Below are 18,800 nucleotides of genomic sequence, written 5' to 3' on the forward strand. Positions count from 1 at the left end.
CATATGGATAAATTACAATGGCCTGAACGCAGCCGTGGTGTGACATTAACTACTGCGGTGTGGCGAGATTATTTAACCATGACAAAGCCTAAAGTGGTGGCAATGTTATTGCTGACGGCATTGGTTGGAATGTGTCTTGCGGTGCCAACAGTACCCACGCTCAAAGTGGTGGTGTTTGGGTTAGCAGGGATTGGCTTACAATCAGCTGCTGCCGCGGTATTTAATCATGTGCTTGATCGGCGCTTTGATGCTCAAATGGCACGTACTTACCATCGCCCATTAGCAAAAGGGCGCATCGCAACTGTCAATGCGGTGTTGTTTGCAAGTGTCTTAATGGTGTCAGGATTTCTTTTACTGTGGCAGCTAAACCCACTTACGGCATGGTTAACAATGGCGAGTTTAGTCGGTTATGCGCTGGTGTATACAGTATGGTTAAAACATGCTACTCCGCAGAATATTGTCATTGGCGGTTTAGCTGGAGCAGCACCGCCATTGTTAGGTTGGGTAGCTGTGACAGGCAGTGTCAATCCTCATGCATTGTTATTAGTGATGCTGGTCTTTGTATGGACCCCTCCTCATTTTTGGGCGTTAGCAATTCACCGTCGCGATGATTACGCTAAAGCAGGGATACCGATGTTACCCGTTACTCATGGGATTGAATACACCAAAACCATGGTGCTGTTTTATACCTTATTGTTGTTTGCAGTTGGGTTATTACCATGGTTAACAGGCATGAGTGGAGGGATTTATTTAATTGGCAGTAGCTTGTTAAATCTTGGTTTTATTGGTTATGCCATTAAGCTGAAATTTTTTGATAACGCAGGCCATGCATGGGCAACATTTAACTATTCAATCTGGCATATATTAGCCTTGTTTGTGGTGCTATTAGTTGATCATTGGTGGTTAGCGTTTATACCTGGTTAGTATTACTTCACTGGCTGAGCCTTTGTTATCGTAATCAGCCTGTTGTCACTGTTCTCAAATGGTAAACTTGTTCCTTATTTTAGAAAGCTAAAGGGAACTCTGTGTTTGCTGCATTAAAAGATAAATCACTTCATTATCAGGTTTTCGCGTTAGCGCTGCCGATGGTGCTATCTAATATTACTGTGCCATTGCTGGGATTGGTCGATGCTGCTGTTATCGGTCATCTTGATCAATCATGGTATTTAGGTGGTGTTGCTGTGGGTGGCACCATGATCAATGTGACATTTTGGTTACTTGGTTTTTTACGGATGGCAACCACAGGTATTACTGCTCAGGCACAAGGTAGTGCTAACAAAGATGCCCAAGCGGTCATTTTTGTGCAAGGTGTGGCACTTGCATTGTTATTTGGTGCGGTATTAGTGGCATTACATCAGCCTGTAAGTCAGCTCATTTTTCATTTTAGTAGCGCTGGCAGTGAGGTGAAATTATATGCGAACCAGTATTTCTCGACCCGTATTTGGGGCGCACCAGCGGCTTTAGCTAATTTAGTGATCATGGGTTGGTTGTTGGGCATGCAAAATGCCAAATTGCCAATGTGGTTACTTATTGCAACGAACGTCGTCAATATAGTGCTAGATTTAGTGTTTGTACTGGGTTTGGGGTGGAAAGTGCAAGGTGCGGCGGTAGCATCCGTCATTGCTGATTACAGTGGCATGATATTGGGCTTATGGTTTGTCGCTCAGCAATGGTTGCGTTTAGGTTTACCGCCACTAAAACAAAAACTCACCAGTATCCGTCATGGTATGGGGCGGTTACTAAAGCTTAATCGCGACATCTTTTTACGCAGTTTATGTTTGCAAGCGACATTTACCTTTATGACCTTTCAAGGGGCGCATTTAGGCGATAATGTGGTGGCAGCCAATGCGGTATTAATGAGTTTTTTAATGCTGGTTTCCTATGCGATGGATGGTTTTGCTTATGCTATGGAAGCCTTAGTAGGTAAAGCGATCGGGGCTGGAAATAAAGGGCAACTTGAGCGTTATTTGGTTGGGACAACATTTTGGAGTTTATTAATTTCATTAGGGTTAACCGCTATTTTTGCTCTGTTTGGTACTCAAATCGTTGCAATTATTTCTGATATTCCCGCAGTTCAACAACAAGCTGATAATTATTTGCCGTGGTTGACTGCTGTGCCGCTAGTCGCGATGTGGTGCTTTTTATTGGATGGCGTATTTATCGGTGCGACGCGTGGTAAAGATATGCGCAATAGCATGTTTTTAGCAACCAGCGGATTTTTTGTGATTTGGTGGTCAATGAGCAGTTATGGTAATCATGCTTTATGGGTGGCGATGGTGGGTTTTATGGCGTTGCGAGGGGCGATATTAGCAGTGATATTTATTTCGCAATGGCGGAAAAACATATTTTTACCACACACTTTATAAACAACTAGTTATCATTTTCGCGAATAAGGCTGATGATTTTTTATACAAAAAAGGCTTTCAATCGTGATTATGATTTGTTTAAATGCGTTCACTTATTATCCAGGTGGTGCAAATGACAAACAAGATTATAGGTTATTTATTGTTGATAGTGAGTTTAACTTTCAGCGTTCATAGTTATGCCAGCAGTTTTAAAAAATTGAATGTTACCGCAACAGCATATAATTCCGTGCGAGCACAAACAGATTCTAGTCCTAATATTGCAGCTTGGGGAGATCGTTTAAAGCCGGGCATGAAAGCTATCGCTGTTTCTCGAGATTTACTTAAAATGGGGCTAAAGCGTGGCTCTAAAGTTAAAATATCTGGTTTACCTGGCGAATATGTGGTGCTGGATAAAATGAACCGCCGCTGGAATCGTAAAATTGATATCTATATGGGTAAAGATGTTAGAGCCGCTAAAAAATGGGGTAAACGTCGAGTAACAATCACTGTTGTTAGAGCATAATTCTATTTATTGTTGGTATTGATAGGCAATAAACATATTATTGATGGCAGGTTTTTGGTCTAATACAGTGCTTTGACTCTCAAGGCATCGTAGAAAATGAAAAAATCGATTTGTTTTGTCGTGTTTTTGTCACTGCTTTTTAGCTTTCCTAGCTATGCTCATTCGATAAAAACATTACGGGTTACTGCAACAGCTTACAATTCTGTACGGGCGCAAACCAATCATCAACCTAATCTGACAGCTTGGGGTGTACGGTTAAAGCCCGGCATGAAAGCTGTGGCAATATCACGAGACTTACTCCATAAAGGACTTAAAAAGGGCTCTCGAATTAAAATTCAAGGCTTAACTGGCGAGTATACAGTGCTAGATAAAATGCACCGTCGTTGGCGTAATAAGATCGATATTTATATGGGCAATGATGTAAAAGCTGCTCGTAAATGGGGAAAGCGTACGGTTACTATTCAAATCCTAAATTGATTGTTCAATAATAAAAAAGCCGCATTTTAATGCGGCTTTTTTGCTATTTGCTGCAATTGTGGTTCTACATCATTAATAATAAGAGTGATCGCCACGAGCGTGATCAGTAATATCACGTGCGCCAGTTAATTCGCCTTCAAATTGCACTAATAGCTCTTTCTCGATGCCTTCTTTTAGTGTCACATCAACCATAGAACAACCATTACAACCACCGCCGAATTGTAGAATAGCAACGCCATCTTCAGTGATTTCAGACAAGGACACGTTACCGCCATGGCCTGCAAGTTGTGGGTTAATTTGAGTTTGAAGAACGTAATCAACACGCTCAATCAATGATGCATCATCGGCAACTTTACGCACTTTAGCGTTAGGCGCTTTTAATGTTAGCTGTGAGCCCATTTTATCAGTGACAAAATCGATTTCAGCGTCATCTAGGAAAGGAAGGCTTAATTCGTCGATAAAAGCAGAAAATAGCTCAAGTTTCATTTCCGTATCACTTGCTTCAACCGCTTCTGGTGGGCAGTAGGATACGCCACATTCAGCACTTTGGGTGCCTGGGTTTACAACAAAAACACGGATATTAGTACCCTCAGGCTGCTGGGCAAGAAGTTTGCCGAAGTGCTGCTGAGCGCTTTCAGTAATAGTGATCATGGACACGATGTAATACCTGACTTATTTAGTAAGTTTTATTCATTCTACTCTTTGTGAGTCATTGTCGCATCTTTAAAGCGACATTTTTTATTTGACCACGTTTTATTAATTAATGCGCGTCTTTTTTATACAAGATTAATTAAGTGATTGTTCAGTATGACATAGCGTATAAATATCCACACGCTTAACGCCGCGCTGCAGCAGTAATTGCGTCAATTGATCGACTGTGGCACCAGTGGTGACGACATCGTCAATGATCGCGACATGATCTGGTAAGCTGCAAGAGTGTAATTTAAAAGCATGTTTAAGATTGTGGCGCCGTTGAATTTTGGTTAGTTGTTGCTGAGACGGGGTGTGGCGCAGTCGTTGAAAAGCATGTTGATTTACTTGGCTATTTAAAATAGTAGCTAATACTAATGCCAGTTGCTGGCTTTGATTAAACCCGCGCAGGCAATAGCGTCGCCAATGGAGTGGAACGGGTAATAATAGTGGGGCAGGATCAGTAATTTGGTGAGCGAGTTGCTGTGCCAGTGGTTGAGCTAACCAAAACTTACCATAAAATTTAAATTGATGGATCAGTTGCTGTAATGGCGGCCGATATTCACCTAAACGATAGAAGCGGTGCCATCGCGGTGGATTACTCAGGCAGCGACCACAATTGGTAACGGTACTTAACATGGTGGTACCACAATGTTGGCAATAGGGCAGAGTTGGAAAGTGGCTAATACAATGGTTGCACCAATACTGTTCAGTGTGAGTGAGTGGCAGTTGGCACAGAGAACAATGTTTAAACAATAATCGATGGTATAAATTATCTCGCCATGATGGCACTCTATTTGGCATCATTATCACTCATAAACAATCGATGCAGAGAATTATAAATGACACCACAGCTTAATTGGTATAGTGAAGGTCAAGGGCCTGATCTGGTTCTCATTCATGGATGGGGAATGAATGTCGGCGTATGGCAAGATGTGATCCCGATGCTAAGTCAACATTATTGTGTCCATTGGTGTGATCTACCAGGTTATGGTGATAATGGTGCTATTAGTGCGGCTTCATTAACTGACATCGTTGAGCGGTTATTAGACCAAGCACCGCCAACTGCGGTATGGTTAGGCTGGTCATTAGGTGGAGTGATTGCGACACAAGCGGCACTAACAGCACCCTCAAGGGTGACCAAATTGATCACCGTTGCCAGTTCGCCATGTTTTATGTCACGAACGGATTGGAACGGTATTCAACCACGGGTACTGGCTAATTTTCAAACCCAACTAGTGACTGATTTTGCCATTACTATTGAACGGTTTCTGGTGTTGCAGGGCTTAGGTTGTCGCACTGCAAAGGAAGATATTCGACAATTGAAAGCGGCAGTATTATCAAGACCACAGCCACAATTAGCCGCGTTAACCCTTGGGTTGGAATTATTAGAAAATGTTGATTTACGGCCGTCATTAGCAGAATTGTCACAGCCGTGGTTACGTTTATATGGACGTTTAGATGCGTTAGTGCCGATTAAAACTGAGCCAGTATTAAGCGCCCAACATCCTCACTCAAAAAGTTATGTTTTTACTGATGCATCACATGCACCGTTTATTTCTCATTTGGATGAGTTTATTGCTGTTGTGAGTGATTTTATTGGCTAACTGCTGAAGCGGAATACGATAGGTAAGAGGGTTACGTAATGATTATTAAGGTAAATAATTGTCGTAGACGGTCGATATAGTGCCTAGGATGTTATAACGCGACTTTTTGTATAGCAACGGTGGTTTTTTCAAGATGGTGATTGCTCCATTACAATCAAGTGTGCCAGCATTAGCGACAACCACTAATCCATTAACGGATCAAGTGGCGCGAGATAATCGTGTGCGTGAAAAAATCATACCAGTGGTTGAGAGTAGTGCCGCGACAGCAGAAAAATCCCTGACGGCAGAAGAAAAGCAACGGAATAAGCCCAGTTGGGATGCCAGTGAACACCCTGATTATTCGCAATCACAGGCGAAATTATTTGAGGGCTATCAGCTGCAATTAGCTCAAATTGTACGAGTGTTATCGTTGGATAATTACATTGCGCCAGCTACGGAGCTCGGTTATTCGATGCACATTGAATTGCCACGAGAGTTGTTAGCGCAGCTAGCCTTGATCAGTGATAGTGAGCGTACCAAAGGAGTGGTCAGTCATCATTATGCTCAAGCAGCACTGCCTAATCCACCGACGCAGTATTTGAAGGTTATTTAAACTCACAGCCAGACGGGGAGTCTGACTGCGAGTATGTAGCTTATTCTTTAGCGCTTAATTGTGATTATTTTTTCTTAGCATTGGCAAACGCAGCCGCAAAAGCACCGCCCATAGGTGGGTTGTTTTTGGGTGATGCTGGTGGAGTATGTTGACGTGTTTGCTGTGATGATGGTTGCTGGCGAGGTGCCGCAGTGTTGGTGGCTTGGCGAGATGGTTTTTCTTGACCAGGCTCATCACTTAAACGCATCGTCATTGCAATACGTTTACGCTGAACATCGACTTCCATCACTTTAACTTTTACCACATCACCAGCTTTAACCACTTCACGTGGATCTGAAATAAATTTATCAGATAGGGCAGAGATATGGATCAAACCATCTTGGTGCACACCAACGTCAACAAAAGCACCAAAGTTAGTCACGTTAGTGATCACGCCTTCTAAGACCATACCTGGAATCAAATCTTTTACTTCGTTGACGCCATCAGCAAAGGTTGCTGTTTTAAATTCAGGGCGAGGATCTCGACCAGGTTTATCAAGCTCGCTAATGATGTCGGTTACCGTTGGCACGCCAAAATTAGTATCGGTATAGTCAGCCGCTTTTAAGCTGCGTAGGAACTCAGTGTTGCCAATAATAGCATCAACAGGTTTATTGTTAGCTGCTGAAATGGCTTTCACTACCGCGTAAGATTCAGGGTGAACCGCAGAGCCATCAAGTGGGTTTTTGCCGTTCATTATTCGCAAGAATCCAGCACACTGCTCAAACGCTTTTGGCCCTAAACGCGCCACTTTTTTAAGCGCAGTACGGCTATCAAAGCGGCCATTTTCATCGCGATAATTAACAATATTTTGTGCAATGGTAGTATTTAAGCCAGCAACGCGCGTGAGTAGTGCTGCAGATGCTGTATTGACATCAACACCAACGGCGTTTACACAGTCTTCGACTACCACGTCCAAACGTTTAGCCAGCATGCTTTGACTAACATCATGCTGGTATTGACCAACACCGATTGATTTCGGATCGATTTTAACCAGCTCCGCTAGCGGGTCTTGCAGACGACGACCAATTGAAACTGCACCACGAATAGAGACATCCAGATTTGGAAATTCTTTCGCTGCCAGTTCTGATGCTGAGTAAACAGATGCGCCCGCTTCACTGACCATCACACTTTGTACTTTAAGCTGATTGTCTTTAATCAGTTTAGTGACAAATGCATCTGTTTCACGTGAAGCAGTGCCGTTACCAATCGCAATTAAGTTGACGTTATGTTTATTAATTAACGCCACGACTGTTTTGGTGGATTCGACAATTTTGTTATGTGGCTGGTGCGGATAGATAGTGGCGGTATCTAATACTTTACCGGTTTCATCAACCACCGCAATTTTACTACCAGTACGTAAACCGGGATCGAGCGCCAGTGTGACACGAGGTCCTGCTGGAGCTGCCATCAGTAAGTCATGGAGGTTATCGGCAAATACTTGAATGGCACCATCTTCGGCTTTTTCACGTAAAATACCCATCAGTTCAGTTTCCATGTGCATTAAAATTTTAATGCGCCATGCCCAGCTGATCACTTGTTTGCGCCATGCATCTGCAGCTTGAGTACCTAAACTAACGTGGTAATGTTCAGCAATAATCACTTCACAATATGAACTACGAACAGTTTGTTCGGTATTAGGATCAGCGTTGAGTGACAGTTGTAAAAAGCCTTCATTACGACCACGGAATAATGCCAGAGCGCGGTGCGATGGAATGTTTTTTATCTGCTCGTTATAGTCGAAATAATCTTTAAATTTGGCGCCGTCATGCTCTTTACCTTCAATGATACGTGAAGTAAGTTCGGCGTGAGTATTTAACTGGCGGCGAATTTTTTCAAGCAATGCCGCATCTTCAGCAAAGCGCTCCATCAGAATAGCGCGCGCACCATCAAGCACGGCTTTGCTATCCACAAAACCTTGCTCAGGATTTAGGTATTGTAGTGCTGTTTCTTCTGGTGAATGCTGTGGTTGATCCCATAGCAACTCTGCGAGTGGTTCAATGCCAGCCTCAATCGCAATCTGCCCCTTAGTGCGGCGTTTTTGTTTATAAGGCAGGTAGAGATCTTCAAGGCGGGTTTTACTGTCAGCACTATTAATCTCAGCTGCCAATGCTGGTGTCAGTTTACCTTGTTCCGTGATTGATTTTATAATCACCTGACGGCGGCTATCGAGTTCACGCAGGTAGCTTAAACGTGATTCTAAATGACGTAGTTGGGTGTCATCCAATTCGCCAGTGACTTCTTTACGGTAACGGGCAATAAAAGGCACCGTATTACCGTCATCAAGTAGGGTAACTGCAGCATTCACTTGTTCAGTGCGCACATTCAGTTCTGTGGCAATCTGTTGGTTGATAGCGTTGCTCATCCGTTGATATCTCTTGTTGATCGTTAAGCTTCCATTCTACGGCTGAATCTTGAACTGGCAAGTCAACCGCGGTGAAGAGTGTGTCAGGCTGTATTAGCGCTATTGGGTTTGATAACGAATATGATTAATAAACCACATCTTTTTACCTAGCGGTGTTGTTACCACGGTATCGTCGTCCACTTGTTTGCTGAGCAATGCCCGTGCCATCGGTGAATCTATGGAAATGTAATCATTGCGGCCATAGATTTCATCTGGACCTACAATGCGAAATGTCTTTTGTTCTCCAGCTTCATTTTCAATCTCAACCCAAGCACCAAAGAACACCTTGCCGTCTTGCTGAGGCGAATAATCAATGACTTTAACCGCTTCTAAGCGTTTACGTAAAAATCGTACTCGGCGGTCAATTTCACGCAGCCGCTTTTTATTATATTGGTAATCCGCATTTTCACTGCGATCACCTAAGCTTGCAGCCCAAGTTACTTTTTTGGTGACTTCTGGACGTTCTTCACGCCATAAGTAATTGAGTTCTTGTTCTAATTTATCAAAACCTTCACGGGTGATTAAGTTAGTTCTCATCATTATTCTCAAGCGATTGTTTGGCATTGTTCTATCATTGCTGGGTCAAAATAGAAAGTCGGATGATAATAAATTGCGACCTCTCAATAGTGGCGGGTTGATGATGTCGATACGTTGTAGCAGATAGTGTCAAAGGTGAAATGTCATGGTGTTGATATAGCAAATTAATCTCTCAAGTAAAAGAGTATTCAGAGTTGAATCTCCATGCTATAAAGACATACTAAAACAGTAGCGATTGAATATTTGCGTGATGTTAATAACCTAATCATGAGACTAATTAGCATGTTATAATTTATTTCTGGTGATGATTGTTATGTATCGATAATTATCGCTATTGTTTGTTAAATAAAGCGTTAGTTATTACGACTCGCGTACACTTAGTAACAACTTGCTATCGTGATCGATGAAGGTGAAAAATGCAGGAAAATTATAAGATATTAGTGGTCGATGACGACATGCGTTTACGAGCGTTGCTTGAGCGTTATCTTTCTGAGCAAGGATTTCAGGTACGCAGTGTTGCTAATGGCGAGCAAATGGATCGTTTACTGGCGCGTGAAACATTTCACCTAATGGTATTAGATTTAATGTTACCTGGTGAAGATGGCTTATCTATCTGTCGTCGCCTACGTAATGCTAACAACATGCTACCTATTTTAATGCTGACAGCAAAAGGCGATGAAGTTGATCGTATTGTTGGCCTTGAAGTCGGTGCCGATGATTATCTGCCAAAGCCATTTAATCCACGTGAATTATTAGCGCGTATTCGTGCGGTATTACGTCGTCAAACGATTGAAGCACCTGGCGCACCTAGTGTCTCAAGTAAAGTGATTGAGTTTGGTGAGTTCCGTCTTAATCTTGGCACCCGTGAAATGTTCCGTGGCGATGCACCAATGCCACTGACATCAGGTGAGTTTGCGGTATTAAAAGCCCTGGTTACCAATGCGCGTGAGCCAATGTCACGTGATAAGTTAATGAATATGGCGCGAGGTCGTGAATATTCAGCGATGGAACGTTCGATTGATGTGCAGATTTCACGTTTACGCCGTATGGTAGAAGAAGATCCGAGTCGCCCTCGTTATATTCAAACGGTATGGGGTTTAGGGTATGTCTTCGTACCTGATGGTCGTGAGGCGTAAGCCATGCGGTTATCGCCCAAAAGTACCTTTGCGCGAACACTGATATTATTAGCTGGCTTGTTAATCGCAAGCCAGATTTTTTCATATCTCACCATAGTGAATTACGCGCTACTGCCAAGTATTCAGCAATTTAATCGTATTTTAGCTTACGAAGTTAAGTTGATGTTGAAAGAAGATATTAAGATGGCTGACGGCCAAACGATTTATCTTGATCGACCTATTCGACGTAAGTTACTTGAAGAACTTGGAGTGACGTTACATGCGCCTAATTCTCCAGGTGCTGAAGAATTTAATGACGCCACTCATATTAGTTATTTGAGTGAAGAAATGTCGCGTGAATTACATTCACCAACCGACGTACGGTTATTGCTTGGCACTCATAGCTATGTGCTGTGGATGAAAACCGATGCGATGCCAAACTTTTTGATGCGTATTCCGTTATCTGAATTACAAGAAGATGATTTCGCGCCGTTATTTCGTTATAGCTTAATTATTGCTTTCTTAGTGATTGCTGGCGGTTGGTTATTTATTCGCATTCAAAATCGGCCGTTAGTTGAACTCGAACAAGCCGCATTGCAAGTTGGGCGTGGTGAAACACCGCCGCAGTTACCTGAACAAGGTGCCTCTGAAATTCGCTCTGTGACCAAAGCTTTTAATCAAATGTCACAAGGCATCAAACAGCTTGAAGATGATCGCGCCTTATTAATGGCGGGGGTAAGTCATGACTTGCGGACTCCATTAACTCGTATTCGACTTGCAACTGAAATGATGTCGCCAGAAGACAGTTATTTAGCAGAATCGATGATCACGGATACTGAAGAATGTAACGCTATCATTAGTCAGTTTATGGATTATTTAAAATCGACTAAAAAACAAGATGAAGAAGATATTGATCTGAACTTATTGTTAGAAGATGTCGCACATACTGAAGGCAGTTATGGCAATGTTATTGAACAGCAATTAACGCCAGTACCGGGGACGATTTCAGCTAACGCGGTAGCCCTTAAACGCGCGGTAGCTAACTTGGTGATAAATGCGCAACGCTACGGTAATGGTTGGGTGAGAATATCCAGCGGTGCTTCGGTTGATCGTAAATCAGCTTGGTTTTGCGTTGAAGATGATGGTCCTGGGATTGAACCCAATCAAGTCACTAAAATGTTTCAGCCATTAACCCGTGGTGATTCTGCCCGTGGTAGTGAAACCGAAGGTACAGGGCTTGGTTTAGCAATTGTGAAGCGAATTATCGATCAAAATGAAGGGGCTATTTCAGTGCGTAATCGCAGTGAAGGTGGACTAAGAGTGGAGATCAGTTTGCCATTACATAAGCTCAAACCGTGATGGTTTAACTTCGCTTTGCTGTGAAATCATGCTCAATAAAAAGCCCGCTCTCAGTTGATAATGAGACGGGCTTTTTTTAATGATGGTGATAATTAGTGTTGAGTGATCTTTGCTTCATCAATCAGTTCAACGGCATCAGCATTATCATCAGGCAAAATGATATTTAATAAAATTGCGGTAATACCGCCAGCAGCCATGCCAGAAGATAAAATACTTTTTACAATCTCAGGCAGGAATTGCAAAATTTCAGGTTTTTGCGCAATCCCTAATCCCATTGAGAACGACAGGGCCATGATTAGAATGGCACGACGATCAAGGTGGCAGCGTGAGATGATTCGAATTCCCGATGCGGCAATGGTGCCAAACATCACAATAGTTGCACCGCCTAATACCGGCTCTGGAATCAGTTGTACTAAGTTAGCGACATCAGGGAATAATCCTAATAGCACCAACATGCCTGCGACAAAATAACCAATGTAGCGACTTGCAACACCTGTCAGCTGAATGATGCCATTGTTTTGGCTAAAGGTTGAATTGGGAAAGCTATTAAATACCGCAGCCATTGCTGAGTTAAGTCCATCTGCGAGCACGCCACCCTTGATACGCTTCATATACAGCGGCCCTTTGACTGGTTGCTCTGAGGTCTCTGAGGTTGCAGTAATATCACCGATAGCTTCCAATGACGTAACTGCAAATACAATCATCAACGGTACCAATAATCCCCAATCAAAACTGAGCCCATATTGCATTGGCATTGGTATCGCAATTAGGGGGTTGGTAGTGGCGATATCGGTTTTTATCATTCCTAACAGCCACGCCAGTAATGTACCTGCAGCCATGGCAATAACAATCGATGATACTCGTAAGTAAGGATTTTTAACGCGGTTCAGCAACACAATAAACCCTAATACTGTGCCTGCTAGCATCAGATTATCAAGGCTACCAAAACTACCGTCGGCAATCGCACTATAACCACCACCAATAGACGTTAGGCCTATCTGAATTAAGGTTAAACCGATTAATGTCACTACAATGCCAGACACTAACGGGGTAATAATACGTTGCGCATGTTGCAAAATACGTGAAATAAATACTTCAGTGAAAGCGGCAAAAATGATGGTACCAAAAATGGCTGCCATCATGGTTTGAGTGTCAGCACCACCGGCTTTAAGTGCTAAGCCAGCACCTATAATCGGACCTAAGAAATTAAAACTGGTACCTTGAATTGACAATAATCCCGAACCAATAGGGCCAAAGGTTTTAATTTGAATAAATGAAGCAATCCCTGATGCTAATAATGACATACTAACAATCGTGTTAGTGTCACTGGCGGGTAATCCTAGAGATTGACAAATAATTAATGATGGCGTGATCACTGCGACAAACATCGCCAGTAAATGTTGGGTAGCTGCAAATAAGGTTTGGGGTAGCGGCGGTCTATCATCTAAACGATAAATAAGATCAGAGTTTTTTGGCGTTGCACTGGTGTGATGCTGGGTCATTGTTCGATCCTAACCGGTTCTCTGGTATCCATTATTCGCGCTGAGTGGGCGAATGTTTGTGTAATTGGTGGTGATCTGTGATTGCTGTTAGTCAGAACCAAATCAACACTGGCAGAGAGTGAAGTAGTGAAATTTTGCCGCTATTGTAATTATCTTTCTAAAAATAGCAATCGTTTGCTTTTAGTGGGTTGATTTGATTAATTAATGGCTACTGATTAGGGGTAAGCAACGCGGTTATTAGCGTTAGGCTGCAATAACCGCGATAGTATAGATGCTAGGCGTTAGAATAATTTTCACGTTGGCCTATCCAGCGGTCGATAATCGCTGCAGCATTATCAGGATATTGGTCGTGAATATAACGCGCGAGTTTTTGTACTTGAGGAATTAAGTATTGATCGCGAATTAAATCAGCCACTTTAAAATCGGCAATACCCGTTTGTTTAGTGCCAAGTAATTCACCAGGACCTCTAATTTCAAGATCGCGCTGCGCAATCACAAACCCATCGCTGCTTTCTCGTAACACCGCTAAGCGTTTTTGAGCGGTTTTGGTGAGTGGCGCATGGTAAAGCAATACACAATGACTGGCGATTTGGCCGCGACCGACTCGTCCTCGTAACTGGTGTAACTGCGCTAACCCAAGCCGCTCTGGGTTTTCAATCACCATTAAACTGGCATTGGGAACATCAACCCCAACTTCGATAACGGTAGTTGCGACTAATAAATCAATCTCACCTGCTTTAAAACTTGCCATAATTGCTTGTTTTTCTTTGGGCTTCATTCGACCGTGAACCAAACCAACCTTGAGGTCGGGTAATAGACGGGTCAGTTCATCGGCGGTATCTGATGCTGCTTGAGCTTCTAATACTTCTGATTCATCAATCAAGGTGCAAACCCAATAGGTTTGGCGACCTTCTTGCTGACATGCAGCGCGAATACGCTCAATAATTTGCGGACGACGGCTATCAGGCAGCGCAACGGTTTGAATTGGCGTTCGCCCTGGTGGTAACTCATCGATCACCGAGGTATCCATATCGGCATAAGCTGTCATCGCAAGGGTGCGTGGAATCGGGGTAGCCGTCATCACTAATTGATGCGGGTAATAACCGCTTGCAGCACCTTTTTCTCGCAGATCTAACCGCTGATGGACACCAAAACGGTGTTGTTCATCGATAATAATTAGCGCAAGGTTCTGAAATACTACTTGGTCTTGAAACAAAGCATGAGTACCGACCACCATTTTTGCGTCACCATTGGCAATGCGAACCAGTTCTTTTTCTCGCGCTTTACCTTTGAGCTTGCCTGCCATCCAACCGACTTCAATCCCCATTGGGTTGAGCCACTGAGCAAAGTTGAGCGCATGTTGCTCGGCTAATAATTCGGTCGGTGCCATTAATGCCACTTGATAACCGTGCTCAATGGCGCGTAAAGCAGCAAGCGCGGCCACCAGAGTTTTTCCCGAACCAACATCCCCTTGTACTAGGCGCATCATTGGCTGCGGTTGTGCAAGATCGGCCTCAATATCAGCCACAACCCGTTGCTGCGCGCCTGTTGGTGTAAACGGTAGGCTGGCGAGTAGTTGTTGCTTGAGAGTATATTGTGGTGCTAAGGACCAACTTTGATGTTGTTGCCCTTTACTTCGCAGTGCCAGCATTGATAAATTTTGGGCTAATAACTCTTCTAAAATTAACCGCTTTTGGGCTGGATGTTTACCAGCATCAAATTGTTCTAACGAAATATCAGCCGTGGGACGATGCATCAATTGTAACGCTTGAGCGAGAGTCATTTGCTGATCATAAAGACCCGTAGGGAGTAACTCGGTAACCGCCGACTTTGCAAGTAAAGCGAGTGCTTGATCGGTTAAATTACGCAATGTGGCTTGGCGTAAACCGTCGGTAGTGGGGTAAACCGGCGTTAACGTTTCTTCAACGCTAAGCTCTGTTGGCTCAGAAAAAAGGCGGTAATCGGGATGAATGATTTCAAGCCCAAACTGGCTGCCTTTAATTTCACCATAGGCTTTTACTTGCTTACCTTGGCTAAAGCTATTTTTCATCGCGGCATTAAAATTAAAAAACTTTAAGGTGACAGATCCTGTGGTATCACCAATTTTTACCGTTAGCATTTTGCGTTTGCCAAATTGAATGCTGCAATGGCTAACTTCGCCTTGAATCGTTAAAAATTGACCGGGCGCAACCCGATTAATTGGCCAAATGCGGGTACGATCCTCATAACGAAGTGGCAAGTGAAACAGCACATCTTGAACGTTATTAAGTCCAATTTTATGGAGTTTTTCTGCCATTTTGGCGCCAACACCAGCCAGTTCAGTGAGGGCGATAGTGTTGAGGAGTTGTCCGCTCATGGTTAGTCCTTGTTAGTTACGCTAGTTGCGACTGGGCTTTTGACCTTTTTGGCTTGCATCGCTGCCCACCACTGCTCGTCGGCAACAATCTGGCCTTGATCATCTAATTGCGGGTACGGTAAATTTTTCTGTTTAGCGACATTGGCTAATACCGGATGCCCACGTTCAAATAGAATACGATTTACCACACTAGCATCAAGTAAAGTGGTCGTGCGATCATACATGCCCGCATTTTGACGTTGGCGTTGTGCTTCGTAGAGAATGAGTGCACTGGCGACAGAAACATTGAGAGATTGCACCATGCCGACCATGGGAATAATAATATCTTGATCAGCCAATGCTAATGCTTCAGCGGTGATACCATTTTTTTCACCACCGAGAATAATCGCGGTTGGTTTGGTGTAATCGACTTCACGAAAATCAACCGCAGAGGCGGATAAATTGGTCGCAAGAACTTGCATGCCTTGTGCTTTAAGGGCGCTAATCGCTTCAACCATGGTATCGTGAGTTTCAAGCTCGACCCAGTTACGGGCACCTGCTGAAGTATGACTCAGTACTTTCATGGCTTCTTTGGGCCATACTGCATGCACTTTATGGACGCCAACCGCATCAGCGGTACGAATAATAGCGGAGACATTGTTGGGTTTGTGGACCTCTTCCATACATACGGTGAGGTCGGGTTGACGAGTAGCTAATACTTGATGGATACGTTGAAAGCGATCAGGAGTCATACGGTTTAAGCCATTGGCAATAATAACAATGATCCCATAATAATATGGATTGATTGCCAAATACACAAAACGCCCATTAGCGGGCGTTTTATTCATAGTATTAACAGTAGATTAAATGGCTGCAGTTAATTTTTTTGGCGAGCAACCCGCACCACATCTGGCATAATACGAATACGACGCATGATATTGGCCAAGTGGACACGGCTCTTGGTGGTCAAACGGACGGTGATCGTATACAGACGGCCGTCTTTTTCTTCAGTCGCTAAACCTTGAATATTAGAGCCTGTTGCTGCAATTGTGTTGGTTAAGTCTGCCAGTACACCTTGGTGATTTTGCATATCGACTTTGAGGTTGGTGACAAACTCTTGCTCAAAATCTTCACTCCATTCAACCGCCATGTACTTATCGGGTTCTTTACGGTAACCACGAATATTGGCACATTCTTCACGGTGAATAACCAAGCCTTTACCAGGACTGACATGAGCAACAATCGGGTCGCCATGGATTGGATGACAACAGTTGGCAAACGTCAGCAAAATACCGTCGGCACCTTGAATCGGTAAGCGGCGATCACTGTTTTTGGCTGTGAGTTCATCGGCATTACCCAATAATCGGCGTGCGATAACCACACTCATCAGCTCACCTAAACCGATTTCCGTTAATAAATCATCAACGGTTTCAAGTTTAAGATCAGTTAATACTTTAGTAATGTTTTCAGCGGCAATGGCCTGCATACTGACACCACCTAAGGCATGATTAAGCAAGCGACGCCCAAGGGTAATCGATTCATCACGGCGCATCGTTTTTAGCACCTGACGTACTTTCGTGCGTGCGCGTGAAGTAACCACATAGTTAAGCCATGCCGCATTAGGTCGTGCACCAGGTGCGCTAATAATATCGATGGTTTGACCATTTTTCAGTGGCTTACTTAATGGGTAAGGCTGGCGATCGACACGAGATCCAACACAAGTATTACCAATATCGGTGTGCACGGCATAAGCAAAATCAACCGCCGTTGCGCCCACAGGTAATTCGACAATGCGACCTTTAGGGGTAAAAACGTAAATTTCATCAGGGAAAAGATCAGATTTAACGTTTTCAATAAACTCAAACGAGCTACCTGCACTTTGTTGAAGTTCTAGTAGGCTTTGCATCCAACGTTGAGCTTTAACTTGGGCGGTAGTCCCTGGAGTTTCACCGTCTTTGTAAGTCCAATGTGCAGCCACACCTTTATCCGCCATCTGATCCATGTCTTCAGTACGAATTTGAACTTCAACCGGTACCCCATGAGGGCCAACCAGTGAAGTATGTAGCGATTGATAGCCATTGGCTTTTGGAATCGCAATATAGTCTTTCATGCGACTTGGGCGTGGTTTATACAGGTTGTGCACCTGACCCAAAACGCGGTAACAAGTATCAAGATCATCGACTAAGACACGGAATGCGTAGATATCCATGATTGAATGGAAGCGCTGTTCTTTATTCTTCATCTTGTTATAGATGGAGTATAAGTTCTTTTCGCGACCAGATACTTCTGCTGCTATTCCCGCATCATTAAGGCGACCCTCAATTTCTGCGTGAATTTTATTAATCATTTCTTTGCGGTTGCCACGGGCTGCTGCGACGACTTGTTTTAGGACGCGGTAGCGGTTGGGATATAACGCTTCAAAGCCAAGCTCTTCAAGTTCAGATTTGATGTTATGGATGCCAAGACGGTGGGCAAGCGGAGAGAATATTTCAAGGGTTTCACGAGCAATGCGGCGGCGTTTATCAGGACGTAGTGCCCCTAGCGTACGCATATTGTGAGTACGATCGGCAAGTTTGATCAGAATAACGCGAATATCGTGCGCCATTGCCATGATCATTTTACGGAAATTTTCAGCTTGCGCTTCTTTGCGATCGCGGAATTTGAGTTTATCGAGTTTAGAGACGCCATCAACCAATTCGGCAACAGTATCGCCAAAGCGGCAGGCTAGATCCTCTTTAGTGACCTCGGTATCTTCAATCACATCGTGCAGCAACGCTGCCATTAGTGTTTCAATGTCGAGACGCATTTCTGCCAGAATACGAGCAACCGCAACTGGGTGGATAATATAAGGCTCGCCTGTTGAACGAGTTTGGCCTTCATGGGCGTCGCGAGCAACAAGATAAGCCTGTCGAAGCACCTCAATTTGAGACTTCGACAGGTACTTGGTTGCGACTTCTTTCAGGCTATCAAAAAGATACAATGCCTGGTTTCCTGATTAACGGTGATGGTCGCCAGCAATCGCACTAACAGCGGCTAATTCAGCTGCTTCTTGCTCTTGCAGTTCCTGACGCTCGCGAGCATCAAGGATATCTTTAGTAATTAGGCCTTCTTCGATTTCACGAAGTGCAATTACTGTGTATTTGTCGTTTTCTTCAGGAACCAATGGATCCTTACCGCCGGTTTGCATTTGACGTGCGCGGCGAGCAGCAATTTGGATCAGATCGAAACGGTTGCCAATTTTATCAACAGCGTCTTGAACGGTTACGCGTGCCATGGAG

Annotated in this window: 17 protein-coding genes; 8 read left to right on the forward strand and 9 right to left on the reverse strand. The window is 43.7% G+C overall.

The window, feature by feature from the left end; genetic code table 11:
* Positions 1 to 3 precede the first annotated feature (3 nt).
* The 4 genes from cyoE (at position 4) to BTN98_RS17055 (ending at position 3,345) form a co-directional block, all read left to right on the forward strand.
* Positions 4 to 924: a heme o synthase gene (cyoE, locus tag BTN98_RS17040; protein WP_060997747.1), complete on the forward strand. Its 921-nt coding sequence runs from the start codon at positions 4 to 6 to the stop codon at positions 922 to 924.
* 101 nt (positions 925 to 1,025) lie between these two features.
* A complete protein-coding gene (gene dinF / locus BTN98_RS17045) occupies positions 1,026 to 2,366 on the forward strand; it encodes an MATE family efflux transporter DinF (protein ID WP_060997748.1) in 1,341 nt (446 codons plus the stop codon).
* Between the two features lie 112 nt (positions 2,367 to 2,478).
* Positions 2,479 to 2,868, forward strand: a complete 390-nt coding sequence (locus tag BTN98_RS17050) for a 3D domain-containing protein (protein WP_060997851.1) — start codon at positions 2,479 to 2,481, stop codon at positions 2,866 to 2,868.
* Positions 2,869 to 2,964: 96 nt separating this feature from the next.
* On the forward strand, positions 2,965 to 3,345 hold the full coding sequence (locus BTN98_RS17055; RefSeq protein ID WP_060997749.1) for a 3D domain-containing protein: 381 nt from the start codon (positions 2,965 to 2,967) through the stop codon (positions 3,343 to 3,345).
* A 72-nt stretch (positions 3,346 to 3,417) separates the two neighbouring features.
* On the opposite strand, the gene nfuA is transcribed toward BTN98_RS17055, so the two are convergent.
* Positions 3,418 to 4,002, reverse strand: a complete 585-nt coding sequence (gene nfuA / locus BTN98_RS17060; protein WP_087821412.1) for a Fe-S biogenesis protein NfuA — start codon at positions 4,000 to 4,002, stop codon at positions 3,418 to 3,420.
* Between the two features lie 129 nt (positions 4,003 to 4,131).
* Complete coding sequence (locus BTN98_RS17065) at positions 4,132 to 4,842, reverse strand: phosphoribosyltransferase family protein (protein ID WP_060997751.1); 711 nt, start codon at positions 4,840 to 4,842, stop codon at positions 4,132 to 4,134.
* Between the two features lie 35 nt (positions 4,843 to 4,877).
* Between BTN98_RS17065 and bioH the strand changes: the two genes are divergently transcribed.
* Complete coding sequence (gene bioH / locus BTN98_RS17070) at positions 4,878 to 5,642, forward strand: pimeloyl-ACP methyl ester esterase BioH (protein ID WP_060997752.1); 765 nt, start codon at positions 4,878 to 4,880, stop codon at positions 5,640 to 5,642.
* 133 nt (positions 5,643 to 5,775) lie between these two features.
* Positions 5,776 to 6,234: a hypothetical protein gene (locus BTN98_RS17075; RefSeq protein ID WP_060997753.1), complete on the forward strand. Its 459-nt coding sequence runs from the start codon at positions 5,776 to 5,778 to the stop codon at positions 6,232 to 6,234.
* A gap of 64 nt (positions 6,235 to 6,298) precedes the next feature.
* On the opposite strand, the gene BTN98_RS17080 is transcribed toward BTN98_RS17075, so the two are convergent.
* Positions 6,299 to 8,635, reverse strand: a complete 2,337-nt coding sequence (locus tag BTN98_RS17080; protein ID WP_060997754.1) for a Tex family protein — start codon at positions 8,633 to 8,635, stop codon at positions 6,299 to 6,301.
* A 99-nt stretch (positions 8,636 to 8,734) separates the two neighbouring features.
* Positions 8,735 to 9,211 (reverse strand): transcription elongation factor GreB, encoded by a 477-nt coding sequence (greB, locus tag BTN98_RS17085; RefSeq protein WP_060997755.1) that lies wholly within the window; start codon positions 9,209 to 9,211, stop codon positions 8,735 to 8,737.
* 416 nt (positions 9,212 to 9,627) lie between these two features.
* On the opposite strand from greB, the gene ompR reads away from it, so the two are divergent.
* Both ompR and envZ read left to right on the forward strand, forming a co-directional pair.
* Positions 9,628 to 10,347: an osmolarity response regulator transcription factor OmpR gene (gene ompR / locus BTN98_RS17090; protein ID WP_060997756.1), complete on the forward strand. Its 720-nt coding sequence runs from the start codon at positions 9,628 to 9,630 to the stop codon at positions 10,345 to 10,347.
* A 3-nt stretch (positions 10,348 to 10,350) separates the two neighbouring features.
* Positions 10,351 to 11,685 carry a two-component system sensor histidine kinase EnvZ gene (gene envZ, locus BTN98_RS17095; protein WP_060997757.1) on the forward strand — a complete coding sequence of 445 codons (1,335 nt, stop codon included), beginning with the start codon at positions 10,351 to 10,353 and terminating at the stop codon, positions 11,683 to 11,685.
* Positions 11,686 to 11,777: 92 nt separating this feature from the next.
* Here the strand turns inward: envZ and BTN98_RS17100 are convergent, their stop codons facing one another.
* From BTN98_RS17100 to rpoZ, 5 genes are all read right to left on the reverse strand, one after another.
* Positions 11,778 to 13,187 (reverse strand): uracil-xanthine permease family protein, encoded by a 1,410-nt coding sequence (locus BTN98_RS17100; RefSeq protein ID WP_060997758.1) that lies wholly within the window; start codon positions 13,185 to 13,187, stop codon positions 11,778 to 11,780.
* A gap of 274 nt (positions 13,188 to 13,461) precedes the next feature.
* Positions 13,462 to 15,543, reverse strand: coding sequence for an ATP-dependent DNA helicase RecG (gene recG, locus BTN98_RS17105; protein WP_060997759.1), 2,082 nt, complete (start codon positions 15,541 to 15,543; stop codon positions 13,462 to 13,464).
* Between the two features lie 2 nt (positions 15,544 to 15,545).
* Positions 15,546 to 16,274 (reverse strand): tRNA (guanosine(18)-2'-O)-methyltransferase TrmH, encoded by a 729-nt coding sequence (gene trmH / locus BTN98_RS17110; RefSeq protein WP_060997852.1) that lies wholly within the window; start codon positions 16,272 to 16,274, stop codon positions 15,546 to 15,548.
* Positions 16,275 to 16,399: 125 nt separating this feature from the next.
* Entirely contained in the window at positions 16,400 to 18,502 is a 2,103-nt protein-coding gene (spoT, locus tag BTN98_RS17115) for a bifunctional GTP diphosphokinase/guanosine-3',5'-bis pyrophosphate 3'-pyrophosphohydrolase (RefSeq protein WP_060997760.1), read from the reverse strand.
* A 15-nt stretch (positions 18,503 to 18,517) separates the two neighbouring features.
* The gene (gene rpoZ / locus BTN98_RS17120; protein ID WP_036789323.1) at positions 18,518 to 18,796 is read right to left on the reverse strand and encodes a DNA-directed RNA polymerase subunit omega; all 279 of its coding nucleotides are present in this window, start codon (positions 18,794 to 18,796) and stop codon (positions 18,518 to 18,520) included.
* Between the last annotated feature and the right edge of the window lie 4 nt (positions 18,797 to 18,800).

The sequence above is a fragment of the Photobacterium aquimaris genome, assembly GCF_002954455.1.
GTDB classification, from domain to species: domain Bacteria; phylum Pseudomonadota; class Gammaproteobacteria; order Enterobacterales; family Vibrionaceae; genus Photobacterium; species Photobacterium aquimaris.